This window comes from Rhizobium sp. 05N49, assembly GCF_056396805.1.
This window is the reverse complement of sequence record NZ_JBFTME010000002.1, coordinates 25,224-43,501: the sequence shown is the minus strand read 5'-3', so window position 1 is coordinate 43,501 and position 18,278 is coordinate 25,224. Positions and strand designations below refer to the sequence as shown.

The 18,278-nt window shown below is 60.1% G+C and carries 15 protein-coding genes; 5 read left to right on the top strand and 10 right to left on the bottom strand.

Going from position 1 to position 18,278, the window contains the following annotated elements; genetic code table 11:
• Window positions 1-57: 57 nt before the first annotated feature.
• From AC1DF8_RS04395 to AC1DF8_RS04365, 7 genes are all read right to left on the bottom strand, one after another.
• Window positions 58-2,508: a GcvT family protein gene (locus AC1DF8_RS04395; RefSeq protein WP_477995091.1), complete on the bottom strand. Its 2,451-nt coding sequence runs from the start codon at window positions 2,506-2,508 to the stop codon at window positions 58-60.
• Complete coding sequence (locus AC1DF8_RS04390; protein ID WP_477995090.1) at window positions 2,509-3,384, bottom strand: phosphotransferase; 876 nt, start codon at window positions 3,382-3,384, stop codon at window positions 2,509-2,511.
• A gap of 70 nt (window positions 3,385-3,454) precedes the next feature.
• Window positions 3,455-4,531 (bottom strand): ABC transporter ATP-binding protein, encoded by a 1,077-nt coding sequence (locus AC1DF8_RS04385; protein WP_477995089.1) that lies wholly within the window; start codon window positions 4,529-4,531, stop codon window positions 3,455-3,457.
• 16 nt (window positions 4,532-4,547) lie between these two features.
• Window positions 4,548-5,621: a Gfo/Idh/MocA family protein gene (locus AC1DF8_RS04380; protein ID WP_477995088.1), complete on the bottom strand. Its 1,074-nt coding sequence runs from the start codon at window positions 5,619-5,621 to the stop codon at window positions 4,548-4,550.
• Between the two features lie 36 nt (window positions 5,622-5,657).
• A complete protein-coding gene (locus AC1DF8_RS04375; RefSeq protein WP_018114858.1) occupies window positions 5,658-6,536 on the bottom strand; it encodes a carbohydrate ABC transporter permease in 879 nt (292 codons plus the stop codon).
• A gap of 1 nt (window position 6,537) precedes the next feature.
• Entirely contained in the window at window positions 6,538-7,497 is a 960-nt protein-coding gene (locus AC1DF8_RS04370; RefSeq protein ID WP_162710028.1) for a carbohydrate ABC transporter permease, read from the bottom strand.
• 6 nt (window positions 7,498-7,503) lie between these two features.
• Entirely contained in the window at window positions 7,504-8,790 is a 1,287-nt protein-coding gene (locus AC1DF8_RS04365; RefSeq protein WP_029616426.1) for an ABC transporter substrate-binding protein, read from the bottom strand.
• Window positions 8,791-8,997: 207 nt separating this feature from the next.
• Here AC1DF8_RS04365 and AC1DF8_RS04360 point away from each other — a divergent pair, with 207 nt between their 5' ends.
• The 5 genes from AC1DF8_RS04360 (at window position 8,998) to AC1DF8_RS04340 (ending at window position 14,304) form a co-directional block, all read left to right on the top strand.
• On the top strand, window positions 8,998-9,672 hold the full coding sequence (locus AC1DF8_RS04360; protein ID WP_018114862.1) for a TetR/AcrR family transcriptional regulator: 675 nt from the start codon (window positions 8,998-9,000) through the stop codon (window positions 9,670-9,672).
• A gap of 133 nt (window positions 9,673-9,805) precedes the next feature.
• Entirely contained in the window at window positions 9,806-10,954 is a 1,149-nt protein-coding gene (locus tag AC1DF8_RS04355; RefSeq protein WP_029616427.1) for a Gfo/Idh/MocA family protein, read from the top strand.
• Window positions 10,955-10,957: 3 nt separating this feature from the next.
• Window positions 10,958-12,121 carry a dihydrodipicolinate synthase family protein gene (locus AC1DF8_RS04350; protein ID WP_477995087.1) on the top strand — a complete coding sequence of 388 codons (1,164 nt, stop codon included), beginning with the start codon at window positions 10,958-10,960 and terminating at the stop codon, window positions 12,119-12,121.
• A gap of 30 nt (window positions 12,122-12,151) precedes the next feature.
• Entirely contained in the window at window positions 12,152-12,982 is an 831-nt protein-coding gene (locus AC1DF8_RS04345; protein WP_477995086.1) for a sugar phosphate isomerase/epimerase family protein, read from the top strand.
• A gap of 47 nt (window positions 12,983-13,029) precedes the next feature.
• Window positions 13,030-14,304, top strand: a complete 1,275-nt coding sequence (locus tag AC1DF8_RS04340; RefSeq protein WP_477995085.1) for a Gfo/Idh/MocA family protein — start codon at window positions 13,030-13,032, stop codon at window positions 14,302-14,304.
• Window positions 14,305-14,308: 4 nt separating this feature from the next.
• Here the strand turns inward: AC1DF8_RS04340 and AC1DF8_RS04335 are convergent, their stop codons facing one another.
• Genes AC1DF8_RS04335 through AC1DF8_RS04325 form a run of 3 tightly spaced genes read right to left on the bottom strand, consistent with a single transcriptional unit; the run spans window position 14,309 to window position 18,210 of the window.
• On the bottom strand, window positions 14,309-15,319 hold the full coding sequence (locus tag AC1DF8_RS04335; RefSeq protein WP_477995084.1) for a hydroxyacid dehydrogenase: 1,011 nt from the start codon (window positions 15,317-15,319) through the stop codon (window positions 14,309-14,311).
• Window positions 15,316-17,172: a DUF2264 domain-containing protein gene (locus AC1DF8_RS04330; RefSeq protein WP_477995083.1), complete on the bottom strand. Its 1,857-nt coding sequence runs from the start codon at window positions 17,170-17,172 to the stop codon at window positions 15,316-15,318. The genes AC1DF8_RS04335 and AC1DF8_RS04330 overlap by 4 nt, the downstream gene beginning before the upstream one ends.
• 9 nt (window positions 17,173-17,181) lie before the next feature.
• Complete coding sequence (locus AC1DF8_RS04325) at window positions 17,182-18,210, bottom strand: LacI family DNA-binding transcriptional regulator (RefSeq protein WP_477995082.1); 1,029 nt, start codon at window positions 18,208-18,210, stop codon at window positions 17,182-17,184.
• Window positions 18,211-18,278 lie beyond the last annotated feature (68 nt).

Here is an 18,278-nt window from a genome sequence, read left to right as displayed (position 1 = left end):
TTTGCTTTTACGCACTTCGTCATCGCAAAACCGCTGCGCACTTTGGCGCGACATGCTTTAGGCCTTGATCCGCTTCATTTCGGGGTCATAGAGCGGCTTTAGCGAAACCTTGCAGGGCACGCGTTCGCGCGCGACATCCAGCTCATAGACGCCGGAGAGGACAAAATCCTCCGTTAGGCCATCGCTATGACGCACATAGCCGTAACCGATTGGCTTGCCGATGGTGTAACCGAAGCCCCCGCTGGAAAGCCAGCCGACGCGCTGTCCGTCACGATAGATGGTTTCACGGCCGAGTAGCACGATATCGGGATCATCGGGCACAAAGCAGGCGAGCATCTTCTTCACACCGCTTTCGAGCTGCCGCTCGATCGCCGCCCGCCCCTTGAAAGGCGTGGTCCTGCGTGTCTTTACCGCCCAGCCGAGCCCGGCTTCGATGGGTGTGTGATCAGGACCGATATCAGAACCCCAGGCGCGATAGCCCTTTTCCAGACGGCAGCTCTCGATCGCGCGATAGCCGGCGTTGACGAGGCCGAACTGCCCGTCTGCGGCCATCAGCGCATCATAAACGGTCGTCGCGTATTCGATCGGCACATGCAGTTCGTAGCCGAGTTCGCCGACATAGGTAATGCGCAACGCCCGCACAGGGCAGCCGGCAATGCCGATGGTCTTGACCCGACCGAAGGGGAAGCCAGCGTTGGAGATGTCACTTGTCGTGACCCTTTCCAGGATGGTGCGGGAATTCGGGCCCATCAGCGAGAGCACAGTATAGGCGGAAGTGACATCGACGAGTTCGGCGTGGAGGCCATCGGGAATGCTGCGCGAAATCCAGTCAAAATCGTGCGTGGCAAAGCCGGTGCCGGTGACAATGTAATATTCGTTTTCGGCAATGCGCGCGCAGGTCACGTCGCATTCGATGCCGCCCTTGTCGTTCAGCATTTGCGTGTAAATCAGTGATCCCACGGGCTTTGAGACATCGTTGGCAGCAATCCATGACAGTGCCATCTCGGCATCCCTGCCCTTCAGCACGAATTTGGCAAAGGAGGTCTGGTCGAAGATGACGGCTGCTTCGCGCACCGCCTTGTGCTCGCGGCCAACGGCCTCGAACCAGTTCTGGCGCCCATAGGTATAGATATCCTTCGGCTCCTCATTGGCGAAGAGATCGGCAAACCAGTTCGGCCGCTCCCAGCCGAGTTTTTCGCCGAAGCAGGCGCCCTGCGCCTTCAACCGTTCATAAAGCGGCGACTTGCGGCAGGGACGGCCACTTGAATATTCCTCAAAGGGAAAGGCCAGCGTGTAGTGCTTGCCGTAGGCCTCCAGTGTTCTCGTGCGAACCCAGTCCGTGTCGAAATGCGGGCGGCCAAAGCGGCGGATATCGACCGGCCAGAGGTCGTAGGGCGGCTCGCCCTTCGTTACCCATTCGGCAAGTGCCATGCCGGCGCCACCGGCAGACGCGATGCCGAAGGCGTTGAAGCCGGCACCGACGAAGAAATTCTTCAGTTCCGGCGCTTCGCCGAGGATGAAGTTGCCATCGGGCGTAAAACTCTCCGGGCCGTTCAGAAGCTGCTTGATGCCCGCGTTTTCAAGAGCGGGCACGCGACCGAGCGCCTGCTCCATGATCTGTTCGAAGTGATCGAAATTGCTGTCGAGCAGCGTGTAGTGGAAACCTTCGGGTATGCCGTCCATAGCCCAGCCGATAGGATTCGGCTCGTAGCCGCCCATGACCATGCCGCCGACCTCTTCCTTGTAATAGGTGAGGCGATCGGGATCGCGCAGCGTCGGGAGATTAGAAGGCACACCGAAGGATTCGGTAATGATGTACTGATGCTCGACGGAAACGAGCGGCACGTTGACGCCAAAGCGGGCGGCGAAACTGCGGGTCCATTGGCCGGCGCAGACCACGACCCGCTCGCATTCGATACGGCCTTGTGCGGTGATGACGGCGCGGATCCTGCCCTTGTCGATTTCGAGATCGAGAACTTCTGTGTCCTCGAAGATCGAGACTCCGGCCATGCGAGCGCCTTTTGCCAGCGCCTGGGTAATGTCGGAGGGATTGGCCTGGCCATCCGTTGGCAGATAGGCGGCGCCGACGAGATCGTCTGTCGTCATCAGCGGCCAGAGATCAAAGGCCTCCTGCGGATTCAGAAGATGCATTTCGAGGCCGAAGGACTGGGCCGTCGTCGCCTGACGCTTGACCTCGATCCAGCGCTCCTCGTTACAGGCAAGCCGCAGCCCGCCATTCATCTTCCAGCCGGTGCCGAGGCCGGTCTCGACTTCGAGCTTCTTGTAGAGGTCGACGGAATATCCCAGAAGCTGGGTGATATTGGCGCTGGTACGCAATTGCCCGACGAGGCCAGCGGCGTGGAATGTCGTGCCGGAGGTCAGCTTCTTGCGCTCCAGCAGCACCGTGTCGGTCCAGCCGAGTTTGGCCAGATGATAGGCGGTCGAGCAGCCGATGATGCCGCCGCCGATGACCACGGCCTTTGCCGTCTTCGGTAATTCCTTCGTCATTCAATGATCCTGTTCAAATGCCCGATAGGCGCGCTCGAAGCGCGCAAGATTTTCGGCGGTATAGGTGGCGTAGTCGAAATCGATGGTCGAATGGATCTCGGAGATCATGCTCCAGAGCGTCTCGCGCAGCAGCGAGGCGCATTTCATGGCCTGGTAGCGGCAGCTCAAATCATCCGTCAGCGGCCGATCGAAATAGGTTTCCAGCATCAGGCGCTCCGCCTCTGCAGAAAACTCGCTGTTGGACGCAAGACCGCCGAGATCGAACAGCGGCGTATTGAAGCCGGCGTAATCCCAGTCGATCAGCCAAAGCCGTCTGCCATCGTCGAGAAAATTGGCGGCGAGCAGGTCATTGTGACCGAAGGCAATCTCGAAGGGGCCCGCGGCTTCTTCGAGACGCTCGGCTTTGGCAAGCAGCTCGTCCAGCAGCGGCGCATAAGGACTGCCGGCAGCCTTCAAGTTTGCGATATAATCGCGGATCACATGGAAAACCCAAAAGATCAGCGCCTGACCGCGAAAATGGCGAGCCATGTCGCGGTGGCAGGCGCGGATCAGTGGAATGAGACGGGCAAGCGTTTCGGGCTTCCTGACATCATCAGGCGACAGTGGTTTGGCATCGATGAAATCGAGAACCAGCACGCCTGGCGCATGATGGATAACGGCTGGCGAGATACCGGCCGCATGGCCTGCACGGCTTGCCGCAAGCTCGTTCTGCCTGTTGATGTGGTGGACCGGGATATCGTCGCCCAGGCGGACAACGCGACGCTGCGCGCCATCTCTCACCAGATAGTTCCGGTTGGTGAGGCCGCCGGTGATCGGGACTATGTCGATCGGACCTTGCCAAATGCCAAGCGCATGGATCCTCTCTTCAGGCGTCACGCCTATCCCCCTCGTCACCCTCAAGGAAATGATGGGCTTGAGAGGGATCGGCTGTCAAGCGGCGGCTTTTTCAGATCGTCTTGCCGCTGGCGTCGAAAACGTGACAGCGGGCGGGATCGAAGGATGCCTTCACATTGGTGCCGCGCTCGACCTTCTGCTGGCCATCAAGCGCTATGGTCAGCGCCTGGTTGTCCGGCGTCGTTGCGTAGAGCATGGTGGCGCCACCGAGATTTTCGACGAGATCGACATTGACGGTCGAGAGCACGGTGCCGCCTTCCGTCACAGCAAGATGTTCTGGACGGATGCCGAAGGTAACATCCTGGCCCGGCTGACCGGCAACCCGACGGCCGAGCTGGATGGAGCTGCCGCAGACGTTAAGCGTCGAGCCGGTGTCGGTGACACTTTCGATCCTGGCATTGAGGAAGTTCATCTTCGGGCTGCCGATAAAGCCGGCGACGAAACGATTGGCGGGATTGTTGTAGAGGTCGAGAGGGGCGCCAACCTGCTCGATCCGACCGGAATTCAGGACGACGATCTTGTCGGCCATCGTCATGGCTTCTACCTGGTCGTGGGTGACATAGATCATCGTGTTGCCGAGGCTGCGGTGCAGGCGGGAAATCTCTACGCGCATCTGGACACGCAGTTCAGCATCGAGGTTGGACAGCGGCTCGTCGAAGAGGAAGATGCGCGGCTCACGAACGATGGCACGGCCGATTGCAACACGCTGGCGCTGGCCACCCGAGAGTGCCTTCGGCTTGCGCTCCAGCAGCTTCTCGATTTGCAGGATCTGCGCGGCGCGGCGTACTTTCGGTTCGATTTCCGCCCGCTTGTAGCCTGCGGTTTCGAGACCGAAGGCAAGGTTCTTGTAGACCGACATATGCGGATAGAGCGCATAGGACTGGAAGACCATGGCGATGCCGCGCTTGGCGGGCGTCACTTCGTTCATGCGCTCATTGTCGAGCAGCAGCGCACCACCGGAGATTTCCTCGAGGCCGGCGATCATGCGCAGCAGCGTGGACTTGCCGCAACCAGACGGGCCAACGAAGACCGCGAACTCACCGGGATCGATCGTCAGGTCGATGCCGTGGATGACGTCGAGCTGCCCATAGCGCTTCTCGACCTTCTGAAGAACGACACTCGTTGCCATGTTCCGAAATCCCCTCTTATTTGGTTCTTGCACGCCAGTCGGCGTATTTCGGGCTGTCAGGACCGATCGGCAGGGCAACATCGGCGCCGCTATCGGAAGATTGGTAGATGGCCGTGACCAGCTCCAGCGCGCGCCTCGCATCCGCGCTCGTCACCGGAAGCGGACCCTTGCCCATCAGATAATCGTGGAAGCGCAGCATCTGCGTGTTGAAGCGCAGAGGTACGGGCTGCCATTCAGCGATGACAGCATCGATCTTCGCCTGAACTTCGTCATCGGCAGCAATAATCTGCCAAGGATCCTGGCCGGGCGCATAGGCCTCGTGATTGCTCTCGAATGTGATGTTTTCGAAGTGAAGCCTGAGCCGGCTGATCTCGTTCTGCGAGCCGAGCGTGCAGGACAACGAAACGAAGGCGCCGTTCTGCATCTGCAGGCTGACGGAGGCGCAGTCTTCGACCTCGATCTCGTTGACGCGGGTCGCCACGCGGCCGAAGACGCGGGTGGCGGGGCCGGCAAGGTAGAACAGCATGTCGTGCAGATGGAGCGCATGGGTGACCAGCACCCCGCCGAGTTCGGTCGCCCATTTGCCACGCCAGGGCACGGCATAATATTCCGGCTTGCGACGCCAGAAGGTTTCGACCGAACCCATATAGAACTTGCCGGCGAGACCGGCATCGATGATGCGCTTGGCCTTCTCGACACCATCGCCATAGCGATATTGGAAGATCGGCATCAGCGTGCCCTTGGCGGTCTTCTCGGCCGCAATGATCTCGTCCGCACCGGCGAGCGAGCCCGTCAGCGGCTTTTCGCAGACCACGTTCTTGCCAGCGGCCAAGGCAGCGATGACCTGTTCCTTGTGGATGCCGGGCGGCGTGCAGATATCGATGATGTCGATGCTGCCATCGGCAAGCAGCTCGTCGAAGGAGGTCGTGCGCCGTTCGATGCCGAATTCGTCGCCGATCGTCTTCAGGCGATCTTCGTTCAGGTCGCAGATCGCTACGACCTTGAACTTGTCCGGATGCGGCAGATACCCCTCGACGATATGGGAGCGGCCGATACCGCAGCCGATGATCGCGACTGTCTTGATGCTCATGTCACTTAATCCTGTCTGGCTTTTCCGCCCGATCCATCAACGCTTCATGCCGGTCGTGGCGATGCCCTCGATCAGCAGGCGCTGGAAGAACAGGAAGAAGAAGAACACGGGCACGAGCGTGAGCGTCGACATGGCGAACAATCCGCCCCAGTCCGATGCGCTGGTGGAGTCCACGAAAGTGCGCAGGCCGAGCTGGATCGTGTAGGTGTTCATGTCGTTGAGGTAGATCAGCGGGCCGAAGAAATCGTCCCACGTCCAGATGAAGGAGAAGATGGCGGCTGTGGCCAGAACCGGCAGCGACAGCGGCAGCATGATCTTCCAGTAGATGCGCCAGGCGCTGCAGCCATCCATCATCGCGGCTTCATCGAGTTCGCGCGGGATGCCGCGGAAGAACTGCACCATCAGGAAGATGAAGAAGGCGTCGCTTGCCAGGAACTTCGGCACGACCAGCGGCAGGATGGTGTTGACCCAGCCGAGATCAAGGAAGAGCACATATTGCGGAATCAGCGTCACGTGGTAGGGGATCATCAGCGTGCCGAGCATGATCGCGAACCAGAAGTTCCGGCCGGCAAAACGCAGTCGCGCGAAGGCGAATGCGGTCAGCGAACAGGCAATGACGTTGCCAGCGACAACCAGCAGCGAGATGACGAGCGAATTCCAGAAGAAGCGGCCGAAGCTGATGTCGAGGCCGGTCCAGCCGCGCACGTAGGACGAAAAATCGACCGAGGACGGAATGAGCGAGGTCGACGAGAAGATCTCGTTTTCCGGTCTGACCGATGCCGACACCATCCACAGCAGCGGATAGAGCATCAAAAGCGAGGCGGCGATCAGCAGCGCGTGGATGACGAGCGTTGCCGGCAGGCTGCGTTTGGTAATGTCCGATGGCGGCCTGGCCGCGGTGACGGAAGCGGTCATCTCAGTCATCGTAGTGTACCCAATAGCGCGAGGTCAGGAAGGAGAAGGCCGTAAAGATCGCGATGATCACCACGAGGATCCAGGCGAGCGCCGAGGCATAGCCCATGCGGAAATTGCCGAAAGCTTCCTGATAGAGATAGAGCGTATAGAACAGCGTCGAATTGATCGGGCCACCCGTGCCGCCGGATATGATGAAGGCCGGCGTGAAGGCCTTGAAGGCGTCGATCGTCTGGACGACGGCATTGAAAAAGATCACGGGCGTCAGCAGCGGCAGGGTGATCTTGTAGAACTGGCGGAATTTCGATGCACCGTCGAGGCTTGCAGCCTCATACATATCCTGCGGGATCTGGCGCAGGCCGGCCAGGAAAATGATCATAGGCGAGCCGAACTGCCAGACGGAGAGTGCGACCAGCGTGTAGATCGAATAGCTCGGATGCGAAATCCAGCTCGGGCCGACGATACCGAAATGCGAAAGTGCGGCGTTGACGAGACCGTCGCTGGCGAAAAGCTGGCGCCACAATACGGCGATCGCCACGCTGCCGCCAAGAAGGGACGGAAGGTAGAAGATCGCGCGGTAGATCGGCAGGCCGCGCAAGCCCCGGTTCAGGGCAAGCGCAACAAGAAGCGCAAAGGTCAGCTTGAAGGGCACCGACAAGACGACATAGGTCAATGTGACGGACATGGCCGATGCGAATTTCGGATCGGCCGTCGCGATGCGCACGTAATTTGCGGCTCCCACCCAACCCGGCGCCCTCAACATGTCGAAGTCGGTGAAGGACAGGTAGAGCGAAATCAGGGCCGGGCCGAGTGTCAGGCCAAAAAAGCCTATCAGCCACGGAAGCAGAAAGAGATAGCCGGGAGCATTGGCATTCCACAGCCGCCGGAGGCGTCCGTCAGCCCGTACTCCCTGATATCTTTCCACGGTTACCGTCCCTGCGGACGTGCGCATCGCATTGGTCATATAAGATCAACCCCGCGCGAGAATTCGCGTGATTTCATCCACGAGCTGCTTACCGGCATCAGCCGGGGTAAGTTGGCCGAAAGCGACCTGCTCCGAGATAGTGCGGAGCACGACCTGACCTTCGCCGGCGCCGGTCGGCGGCGGGGGCGGAAGCGGGCCTGCGAGATCGCCGAGACCGCTGACATATTCGAGCGGGACCTTGCCGGTTTCATCGAGCGTGCCGGCAACGACATCACGCATCGCCTTCGATTCCGGAATACCGCGCTCGACATCGAGGATCTTGGCAGCATCGGGGTTCTTGACGAAGAAGTTGACGTAGTCGACAGCCTGATCGATCGCCTTGGACTGGGCGGAAACCGAGAAGAACATCGAAGGCTTGCGGTAGTGTCCGCCCTTCGAATCCGGCTTGATCCTCATATAGTTGCTGAGCATAAGCTTGTCCTTGACCATCGCCTGATAGCCAACGAACTGGTTGGAGTGGGCGTAGTCGCAGGCAGCCTTGCCGACGGTCAGCGGACTGGTGTCGATCGTATCCTTGTAGAGCGCCTGAATGTCGGGCGTTACGCAGGCGCCGGCCTCACGGAACTTGGCCCACATGTCGAACCATTCGGACGCATCCTCGGCACCGAAGGCAATCTTCGAATCCGCCGTGTAGAGCGCCTTGCCGCGCTGGCGCAGGTAGTTTTCGAAGAGCGGCTCGCCGCCACTGCCATCGGCAAAACCGAAATAGCCCTTGCGCTTGCCGGCCTTGGTGATTTCAGCACCGATCTTGCCGAATTCTTCCCAAGTCGTCTTGTTGGTCGGCACGTCGATGCCGGCCTCCTTGAAGGCAACCGTGTTGATGACGGTCGCTGCCGAGTTCGCGCCGAGGCTGACACCATAGAAATGGCCGTCGACCTTGCCGCCTTCGATCTGCGCCGGATCGAAATCATCGAGCTGCAGCTTCGAGGGCATATAGGATTCCAGCGGAGCAAGAGCGCCGCGTCGGGCATATTCGACGATGTAGCGATAATCCATCTGGATGACGTCAGGGGCGTTGCGGCCGGCCACCTGCGTGGCGAGGCGCGGCCAGTAATCGGCCCATCCTAGGAATTCGCCGGTGATGGCAACACCGCTGTTTTTCGCCTTGAAAAGGTCTGAGACCTTGTTGGTGCGGTCAGCGCGCGGCTGAGAGCCCCACCAGATGAGACGCAAGCGGTTTTCCTGGGCAAAAGCGCTGTTTCCGAGCGCCGAAAGCGAAAGGAGCGTTGCTCCGCCCGCCATGAAATTACGTCTGCTTACACGAAAAGACATATTGGTTTCCTCCTCCCAACAGGAAGCGCCTCCACACGCTTCCGAATTAGCTATCTTGCAACAAATAACTAATTGGTTACAAGTTATGTTCAAAGTCTTCGGGCTGTCAAGCGGTGTTGGTGACCCGATTGCGCCGACCAATTCGGGTTTTTACATTCTCCCGCTTAAGCCTTATGAGCGCAACATGGGGAAGATAGGGGAAATCGTATGAACGACACAGGGGAGAGCGCAAAAAAGAAGATCAAGCGTCCGTCCACCGAACGAACCGCCCAACGCGATCCGGAGCGCACGCGTGCGGCCATTCTTGAAGCCGCCACACGGGAATTTGCCGAAAACGGCATGGGCGGAGCGCGAGTCGATTCCATTGCCGAGCGCGCCGGCACCAACAAGCGTATGCTCTACCATTATTTCGGCGACAAGGAGCAGCTCTATCTTCGTGTCCTCGAAGAAGCCTATGTCAGCATCCGCACCGCCGAGCGCGCCCTGAACATCGGCACGCGCAGCCCTGAGGAAGGCATTGGGGAACTCGCCCTCTTCACTTGGCGCTACTTCCTGCAGCATCCGGAGTTCCTCAGCCTGCTCGGCACGGAAAACCTGCACCGCGCCCGCTGGCTGCGCCAGTCCGTGCGGCTGAAGGAACTGCACTCGCACCTGATCGGCGAGCTTTCGCAGGTCCTGGAAGAGGGCAAAAAGGCTGGCGTCTTCATCGAGACCGCCGATCCGCTGCACGTCTATCTGACAATCGCCTCACTTGGCTATTTCTACCTTTCAAACCAGTACACACTTTCGACGATCTTCGGCCGCGATCTCATCACGCCAGCGAGTCTCGAGACCTGGGAACGCCACATCGTTCACGTCACACTCGCTTCGATAAAGCGCTGATTTTCAAAAAACCGAATTGGCTATTGACAGCAATATTCCTCTTCTGCCATCAAGTAACTGTTTAGTTACCAGCTCGGGAGGGCCGGGCCTGACTGCCCGCTCCCGACGCATAAAAGCTTCCAGGGAGGAAAAAGTGGCACGTTTGGGGATCATTTTGCACGGCGTTACCGGCCGTATGGGTTACAACCAGCACCTCGTTCGCTCGATCCTGGCCTTTCGCGATCAGGGCGGCATCACGCTAAAATCAGGCGAGAAACTGGAAATCGATCCGATCATCGTCGGCCGCAACGGCGCGAAGATGGAGGAGCTTGCCCGCAAGCATAACATCAAGCGCTGGTCGACCGATCTCGATGCTGCGCTCGCCAATCCCGATGACGCCATCTTCTTCGATGCCGGAACCACGCTGATGCGCGCAGAGCTGCTGTCCAAGGCGCTCGATGCCGGCAAGCACGTCTATTGCGAAAAGCCCATCTCCGACGACCTGCAGGTTGCGATCGACCTGGCCCGCAAGGCGCGCGCATCCGGCCTCAAGCACGGCGTGGTGCAGGACAAGCTCTTCCTCCCCGGCCTGCGCAAGCTGGCGCTGCTTCGTGATTCCGGCTTCTTCGGCAAGATCCTCTCTGTGCGCGGCGAATTCGGCTACTGGGTCTTCGAAGGCGACTGGGGCGTGCCGGCCCAGCGCCCGTCCTGGAACTACCGCAAGGCCGATGGCGGCGGCATCATCCTCGATATGCTGTGCCACTGGCGGTATGTGCTCGATAATCTCTTCGGTGAGGTGAAAGCCGTTTCCTGCCTGGGTGCAACCCATATTCCCACCCGTATCGATGAACAGGGCAAGCCCTACAACTGCGATACCGATGATGCAGCCTATGCGACCTTCGAGCTGGAAGGCGGCGCGATCGCGCAGGTCAATTCATCCTGGGCCGTGCGTGTTCGTCGCGACGACCTCGTGACCTTCCAGGTGGACGGCACGCATGGCTCGGCCGTTGCCGGGCTGACGAAATGCTGGAGCCAGCATCGCGTCAATACGCCAAAGCCGGTCTGGAACCCCGACCAGCCGCAGACGATCGACTTCTACAAGACCTGGGACGAAGTGCCGGATACGCAGGTCTTCGACAATGGCTTCAAGGCGCAGTGGGAAATGTTCATCCGTCACGTGGTCGAAGACGCTCCCTGGCCCTATGGGTTGGAAGCCGGCGCCAAGGGCGTGCAGCTTGCAGAACTCGGCCTGAAATCCTGGGCCGAGCGCCGCTGGCTCGATGTCCCCGCCCTGGAGTTTTGAGCCGTGACGACGATCAATCTTCCTCTCGACGGCAAGATCGCTCCTTATGCGCTGACCGGCACGCCGATCGAACTCAAGAAGCGGGACGCCAAGAGCTTCCCGCGCATCGCCTTTGCCGCCGCCCATGTCGTCGCCGATCCGCTGGCCGACAACGATCCCTGGTTGACGCCGGCGATCGACTGGGAGCGCACGCTCGCTTTCCGCCATCGCCTCTGGGATCTCGGTCTCGGCGTTGCCGAAGCTATGGATACGGCGCAGCGCGGCATGGGGCTTGGCTGGCCGGAGGCCCGCGAGCTTATCCGCCGCGCACTTGGTGAAGCCGCCTCCCGCAACGACGCGCTGATTGCCTGCGGCGCCGGTACCGACCATCTGACGCCCGGCCCCGACGTGACGATCGACACGATCATCCGGGCTTACGAGGAACAGATCGAGACGGTGGAAGCCGCCGGTGGTCGCATCATCCTCATGGCAAGCCGTGCCCTAGCCGCGGCAGCCAAGGGGCCGGACGATTATATTAAGGTCTATGACCGCATTCTTCGCCAGGTGAAGGAACCCGTCGTCATCCACTGGCTCGGCGAAATGTTCGACCCGGCGCTGGCCGGCTATTGGGGCAATGGCGACCACCTGAAGGCGATGGAAACCTGCCTACAGGTGATCGAAGCCAATGCCGCGAAGGTCGACGGTATCAAGATCTCGCTTCTTTCAAAAGAAAAGGAAGTGACGATGCGCCGGCAGCTGCCAAAGAGCGTGCGCATGTATACCGGCGACGACTTCAATTACGCCGAACTGATCGCCGGTGACGAGCAGGGCCATTCGGACGCGCTGCTCGGTATTTTCGACGCCATCGCACCTGCGGCCTCGGCCGCACTCGACGCGCTTGGCCGCAAGAGCAACCACGAATTCTTCGACCTGCTTGAGCCGACCGTTCCGCTGTCGCGCCACATCTTCAAGGCGCCGACCCGCTTCTACAAGACCGGCGTCGTCTTCCTCGCCTACCTCAACGGTCTGCAGGACCATTTCACGATGATCGGCGGCCAGCAGAGCACACGTTCGCTGACGCATCTGGCGGAGCTTTTCCGCCTTGCCGACAAGGCCCGGGTTCTCGCCGATCCGGAACTCGCGACCGATCGGATGAAACAGGTGCTTGCCGTCCACGGCGTTCACTGAGCGTCAGCATGGCAATGGGAGGGGAATGACATGCAGGTCGAAGGACTTTCGATCAACCTTGCGACGATCCGCGAGCAATGCGGTTTTGCGGAAGCCGTCGATATCTGCCTGAAACACGGCATCACCTCGATCGCGCCCTGGCGCGATCAGGTTGCCAAAGCCGGGCTCGACGAGGCTGTGCGGATTGTCAAATCGAACGGGATCAAATTGACGGGGCTCTGCCGCGGCGGCTTCTTTCCGGCGGCAAACGAGGCCGACTGGCAGAAAAACCTCGACGACAACCGACGTGCCATCGACGAGGCGGCTGCCTTTTCGGCCGATTGCCTCGTGCTGGTCGTCGGCGGATTGCCGGGCAGTTCGAAGGATATCGTCGCGGCGCGCCAGATGGTGTTCGACGGCATTGCCGCCGTGTTGCCGCATGCGCAGGCTGCGGGCGTGAAGCTCGCGATCGAACCGCTGCATCCGATGTACGCTGCCGACCGCGCCTGCGTGAACACGCTTGGCCAGGCACTCGATATGTGCGAGCAACTCGGCCAGGATGTCGGCGTCGCCGTCGATGTCTATCACGTCTGGTGGGATCCCGATCTTGCCACTCAGATTGCCCGCGCCGGACGGATGAAGCGCATCTTTGCGCACCATATCTGCGATTGGCTGGTGCCGACCAAGGACATGCTGCTCGACCGCGGCATGATGGGCGATGGCGTTATCGATCTCAAAGGCATAAGACGGATGGTGGAGGCCGCCGGCTTCTTCGGCGCGCAGGAGGTCGAAATCTTCTCCGCTGAAAACTGGTGGAAGCGCCCTGCCGACGAGGTGATCGCCACCTGCGTCGAGCGCTTCAGGAGCTGCTGCCAGATCTAGTTTTAAAATCCAATCCGTTTCATCACGTATGAAGGAGGAATCATTCGATGGAGAAACGCCGTTTTGCCCTGATCGGCACCGGTAACCGCGGCACCACGATGTGGGGCAAGGATCTGCTTTCCGGCTGGCGCGAGCATGTCGACCTGACTGCGATTGTCGAGAAGAATTCGCTGCGCGGCGAGCGCGCCCGCACCATGATCGGCAGCAACGCGCCGCTTTATGAAAACATCGATGCGATGCTGGCAGAGCAGAGGCCGGATCTGGCGATCGTTTGCACGCCGGATCATACACATGACGATATCATCGTGCGGGCGCTGGAATCCGGTATCGACGTCATCACCGAAAAGCCGATGACGACGTCGGTCGAAAAGATTCGCCGGATTCTGGATGCCGAAAAGCGCACCGGCCGCCGGGTCGACGTTTCCTTCAACTATCGCTATGCCCCGACGGCTGCAAAGATCAAGGAGCTCCTGAATTCCGGCGAGATCGGCCGTGTTACCTCGGTCGATTTTCACTGGTATCTCAACACCAAGCACGGCGCCGACTATTTCCGCCGCTGGCATGCCTATACGGAAAATTCCGGCAGCCTCTTCGTTCACAAGGCGACGCACCATTTCGACCTTCTGAACTGGTACCTGGACAGCGACCCCGATGCCGTAACCTCCTTTGCCGACCTGCAGAATTATGGCCGCAAGGGACCTTTCCGCGGCCCGCGCTGCAAGCTCTGTCCGCACAGCCATGAATGCGATTACTATCTCGATCTCGAAAAGGATCCCTTCCTCGACACGCTTTACGAGGATCCCGCGAAGATCGACGGCTATTTCCGCGACGGCTGTGTCTTTCGCGAGGATATCGACATTCCCGATACGATGGTCGTTTCCATCCGCTACCGGAACAACGTTCATGTCTCCTATTCGTTGAACACGTTCCAACCGATCGAAGGTCATCATCTGGCCTTTAACGGCACAAAGGGACGCATCGAGATCCGCCAGTATGAGGCGCAGCCCTGGGAAGAGCCGCGGGAAGACACGATCCTGCTGATCCGCAACTTCCCGCATGGAAAGGAAGCGGTCGAGCGCATCAAGGTACCGCATTCCTCCGGCGGTCATTACGGTGGTGACGACCGGATGCGCAACATGATCTTCAAGCCAGACATGCAGGACAGGCTGGCGCAGCGGGCCGGCACCCGTGCCGGAGCCATGTCCGTGCTTTGCGGCATCGCGGCACTGACGAGTTCGCGCACGGGCCGGGTCGTCAATATTTCCGATCTGATGCCGGAGCTTGCCAACGACGGTTCGCCGAATACGATGAAGGCGTCCTAAGGCCTCAGGCTGTATTTTCCAGACCTTCGAGGGTGAGCCCGTAAAGCATGGGCTCGCCTTTGATGAAGCGTTCGGCCTCGTCTGCCGCCATTTCGCCGAGGCGGCTGCGCTCAAGGCCGACTGCGCCGGCTATATGCGGTGTCAGGAAGACATTAGACAGATCGTAAAACGCCGATTCCGGTCCCGGTATTTCGGGATCGGTCACATCGATGACGGCCTCGATGCGGCCAGTCTTCAGAACGGCCAGCAGAGCATCCTCATCGATCAGTGCACCACGGGCCGTGTTGATCAGGGTTGCACCGTCCTTCATCAACGCCAGCTTCGACGCATCGATCATGTGCCGGGTGGAGGGCAGAGACGGAGCGTGAACGGAGACGATATCCGACCGGTGCATCAGGTCGTCCAGCTCGACTTTTTCTGTACCCAGAGCGCGCGCCTGCTCCGCATCGACGGTCGGATCGAATAGCAGCACCTGATAATCGAAAGGCTTCAGGAGTTCGATGACGCGTCGACCGATGCGCGAAGCGCCGATGATGCCAACCGCGCGGCGATAATTGCCGATGGCTTCATGCTGCATCGGGTGGGTTCGGTCCCGATGACGGTCGGCAACGTAAAGGTCGCGAAAGCGAAAGACATGCTTGCCGGCAAAGATGATGGCGGCGAGCGTAAACTCGGCGACCGGCACGGCGTTGGCCTCGGCCGCATGGCTGACGGCAATGCCGGCGTCAAAAATGCAGGCATCGACGATGCCCTTTACCGTCCCCGCTGCGTGGACGACGAGCTTCAACTTCGGCGCAAGCGCCAGAACCTCCCGACCGACATAGGGCGCGCCCCAGCCGGTGATCAGGATTTCCGCCTCGGATAGCAGACGTCTCGCACGCTCGTCATCGAAGTGCTGAAGCGGTTCGGCATCGAGCAGGCGCCCAATGCCATCCAGCCGGCGAAGGACCGCCTCGGGCAGCACATGCTCCGTGCGCGATGGCTGCATGGCGAGGACGATGGTAGCACGGTTCATGGCATATGCCCTGGCGCTTCTATGGCGCTGACGGTCACGCCTTTCTCGCTGACCAGCTTCTGCAGCGCGTCGATATCGGGTGCTTTCGGAGGCGTGGTCCATGCCCCCGATACGGCAGCCGGATCGTTCAACGCCAGTACAGCCGTAACCAGGACCGTTTCGCCAGCCGGAATCTCGCCCCGGAGTTGGGGAACGAGCGTCTTGGACACGATCATGTTGGTATTCGGCAGCGCCTTCTGGGCAAGGCCGTTTCGCCTGATCGACGAACCGAGGTCGACGATACCGGTGAAATCTGCCTCGCCTATCGCATGAGCCGATCCCTGCTCTGCGAACAGCGTATCGGCATCGAGATCGCGTTTGGCAATCGCGAAACCGCCTTCTGCGGTCTGTAACGGGCGTGGTGTCGTGATGCGGTGAACGCGAATATGCCACGGAGCCGATGGCACGAGCCAGGTTTCGACCTTGACGTCGCTGAAGGCCGACCATCTGGAGTAAAGGATGTTGCCGGCGATCTTTGCCTCTTCATTCGTCTCCCGAACGCGGTAATGCAGGCCGTCATCGCTGAAGGCGAGCGCGGAATCGAAGGCGCCAAGCGCAAAAGCGCGCTCGTCGGCCTCGACGCTGAAGCCGTAGCGGGCGGAATAGGCGAATTTTGCGTATTTCTCCGTGCCGAAGCGCATCTGCAGATTTTCCTGACCAGACGAGAGCGCCACGACATCATTTCCGGCACGCATGATAACCATGCCCGGATGACGCTGCGGAACGACTTCCGGGGCTTGCTCGGGTGCCCTTTCCTCTGCGGTCCAGAAAGGATGATCCTCGGCAATGGCGAGCGGCAGGAAGGCCTTGAAGGCCCAATAGGGTGAGCCGGCTGAATTATAGCTTTCCGACATCAAGAGGTTCGGGTAGCCGAAGCCGATGGAAAGAACGCCGTCGTGACTGGCGATCGGCTTATCCCGCCACCAGCGCAGATGCTCGAGGCAGAGATGCTTGACCTCGCCCCAGGGCAATGCCTCGAGATCGGCGAAGGCGAGCGCGGACCAGAAACCGGCACAGGCGAATCGATAGGTGAGGCTGCGGCCGAAGGGGATTGTCGCGCCATCGGGGGCAAACCAGTGACGGAAATCCCTGGCGAAGAGCACGGCGCGCTCGCGATAACGCTTGGCATAGTCGTCATCGACCAGCTTCGAATAGATCAGGCCATAAAAATGCATGGCGAAGGGAATGTAGTGGTCGATGCGACGGATATTGCCGTCCCGGTACCAGCCATCGCCAATGTAGAAACCTTCGAGCTCTTCGAGATATTGCCTGGTCAGGCTGCGGTCGAAATCGGCGCCGAGGCGGTCGAGGGCGATATCGACGAAGATGCGAAAGAACTTCCAGTTATTGTCAGCATAGTCGAACTGCCGGACATGCTTGAAATAGGCGATGATGTTATCGCGGGCGCGTTTGTCGAGCGGCTCCCAGATCTTTTCCGGTACCAGCGCCAAGGCAAAGCCGAGGGCTGCCAATTCCACCATGCGCTGGTCGCGGGCGTTGACCGTACCCCAATATTCGGGATGCGCCGGATCACAGCCATTCGCAAGACCTTCGGCAAATCGGTACCAGTGATCGAAAGCGTTCTTGCCGGCGCCGAGCGGTGCAAGGCCCCAGAGTGGACGAGCGAAACCCTCAAGATCGGCGGCGGCCCGGTCGAAATGGGCACCGGCGCCATCGAGGCGAACACGGGCATTGCCGTCGGAGAAGAAAGGAAGCAGCGGATTGAAGAGGTCGTTGACCGCGCGGATCATGTCGTCGCGGGTCTTCAGCGGATTGCCTGCAAGCGGATTGGCGCTGGCGGGATCATAGGTCATCGGCATCACTCACAGCTTGTCGGTATCGGGAACAGTGCCTCCGGCAACGGGAACGACAGCCTGGCAGATGTGGCGGGCCGGGGCGGTCCTGTCGCGGTAGCGGGAGATCATCAGAGAAACGGCCTCGCGGCCAAGGGCCGCGCGGTCGACGCGCATGGTGGAAAGCCTGGGATTGGTCATGACGGCACAGGGCAAATCGTCGAATCCGACGATCGCGAAATCCTCGGGAACGCGAAGGCCCGCTTCGGTAACGGCTTCGAGCACGCCGACGGCAATGAAATCATTCATGCAGAAGGCGGCCGTATAGCCGGGATCTTCCGCGAGCATTTCGACCGTGCGCTCATGCGCCTCGCGGCTGGCACTACCCTCGAAAGTGAGCGGAACGAGCCGACCCTCGGCATCAGGAACGGCAGCAATCGCCGCCTCGAAGCCGCGCACACGTTCACGGATGGTATGACGGTGCGAACCGGTGAGATGCAGGATACGGCGATGACCGGCTTTCGTGAGCCGGCTCGTCGCCTCATAGGCGCCGAAGAAATTTGAGGGAGAGACGCCGTCAAGGCGCAGGCGCGGATCAGTGCCATTGACGAGAACGGTCGGTGTTCCCGTCTCTTCCAGCCAGACCCGCAGCGTATCGCCTGGATCGATACCGACGAGGAAAAGTCCTTCGGCTTGCGCCGTCTGCAGATATTCGCCGACCACATCGGGCGTCGTTCGATCCTCGCGCACCAGCCGTACTTCAAACGGCATGCCAGCATCCGCGGCACCGGCACGAAGGCCCTCGACGATCGATTCGTAGAAGACGCTGAGGCCGCCGGTGGCTCCGTCGCTGGCAATCAGGGCAAGCCCGCCCGGAACGCTTTCCGAAACAGTCTTCACCGGATAGCCGTGCTCGGCGGCAACCTTCATAATGTGCCGTCGTACGGTTTCGCTGATACCAGGCTCGTTGGCGAGCACCCGCGAGACCGTGGAAACGGAAACGCCGGCCAGACTGGCAATATCGGCCTGGCGCGGCTTTCTGATCCTGGTCTCGTTCATTTTGACCTCATTCATACAGCAAAGATTATGCAAATTATGCAAATTTGCAAGAGAACTATAATTTCTTG

Bases quoted from the DNA above. Each gene is read 5' to 3' on its own strand.
- AC1DF8_RS04395 (WP_477995091.1), bottom strand. From the start codon at position 2,508: ATGACGAAGGAATTACCGAAGACGGCAAAGGCCGTGGTCATCGGCGGC.
- AC1DF8_RS04385 (WP_477995089.1), bottom strand. From the start codon at position 4,531: ATGGCAACGAGTGTCGTTCTTCAGAAGGTCGAGAAGCGCTATGGGCAG.
- AC1DF8_RS04380 (WP_477995088.1), bottom strand. From the start codon at position 5,621: ATGAGCATCAAGACAGTCGCGATCATCGGCTGCGGTATCGGCCGCTCC.
- AC1DF8_RS04375 (WP_018114858.1), bottom strand. From the start codon at position 6,536: ATGACCGCTTCCGTCACCGCGGCCAGGCCGCCATCGGACATTACCAAA.
- AC1DF8_RS04370 (WP_162710028.1), bottom strand. From the start codon at position 7,497: ATGACCAATGCGATGCGCACGTCCGCAGGGACGGTAACCGTGGAAAGA.
- AC1DF8_RS04365 (WP_029616426.1), bottom strand. From the start codon at position 8,790: ATGTCTTTTCGTGTAAGCAGACGTAATTTCATGGCGGGCGGAGCAACG.
- AC1DF8_RS04360 (WP_018114862.1), top strand. From the start codon at position 8,998: ATGAACGACACAGGGGAGAGCGCAAAAAAGAAGATCAAGCGTCCGTCC.
- AC1DF8_RS04345 (WP_477995086.1), top strand. From the start codon at position 12,152: ATGCAGGTCGAAGGACTTTCGATCAACCTTGCGACGATCCGCGAGCAA.
- AC1DF8_RS04340 (WP_477995085.1), top strand. From the start codon at position 13,030: ATGGAGAAACGCCGTTTTGCCCTGATCGGCACCGGTAACCGCGGCACC.
- AC1DF8_RS04335 (WP_477995084.1), bottom strand. From the start codon at position 15,319: ATGAACCGTGCTACCATCGTCCTCGCCATGCAGCCATCGCGCACGGAG.
- AC1DF8_RS04330 (WP_477995083.1), bottom strand. From the start codon at position 17,172: ATGACCTATGATCCCGCCAGCGCCAATCCGCTTGCAGGCAATCCGCTG.
- AC1DF8_RS04325 (WP_477995082.1), bottom strand. From the start codon at position 18,210: ATGAACGAGACCAGGATCAGAAAGCCGCGCCAGGCCGATATTGCCAGT.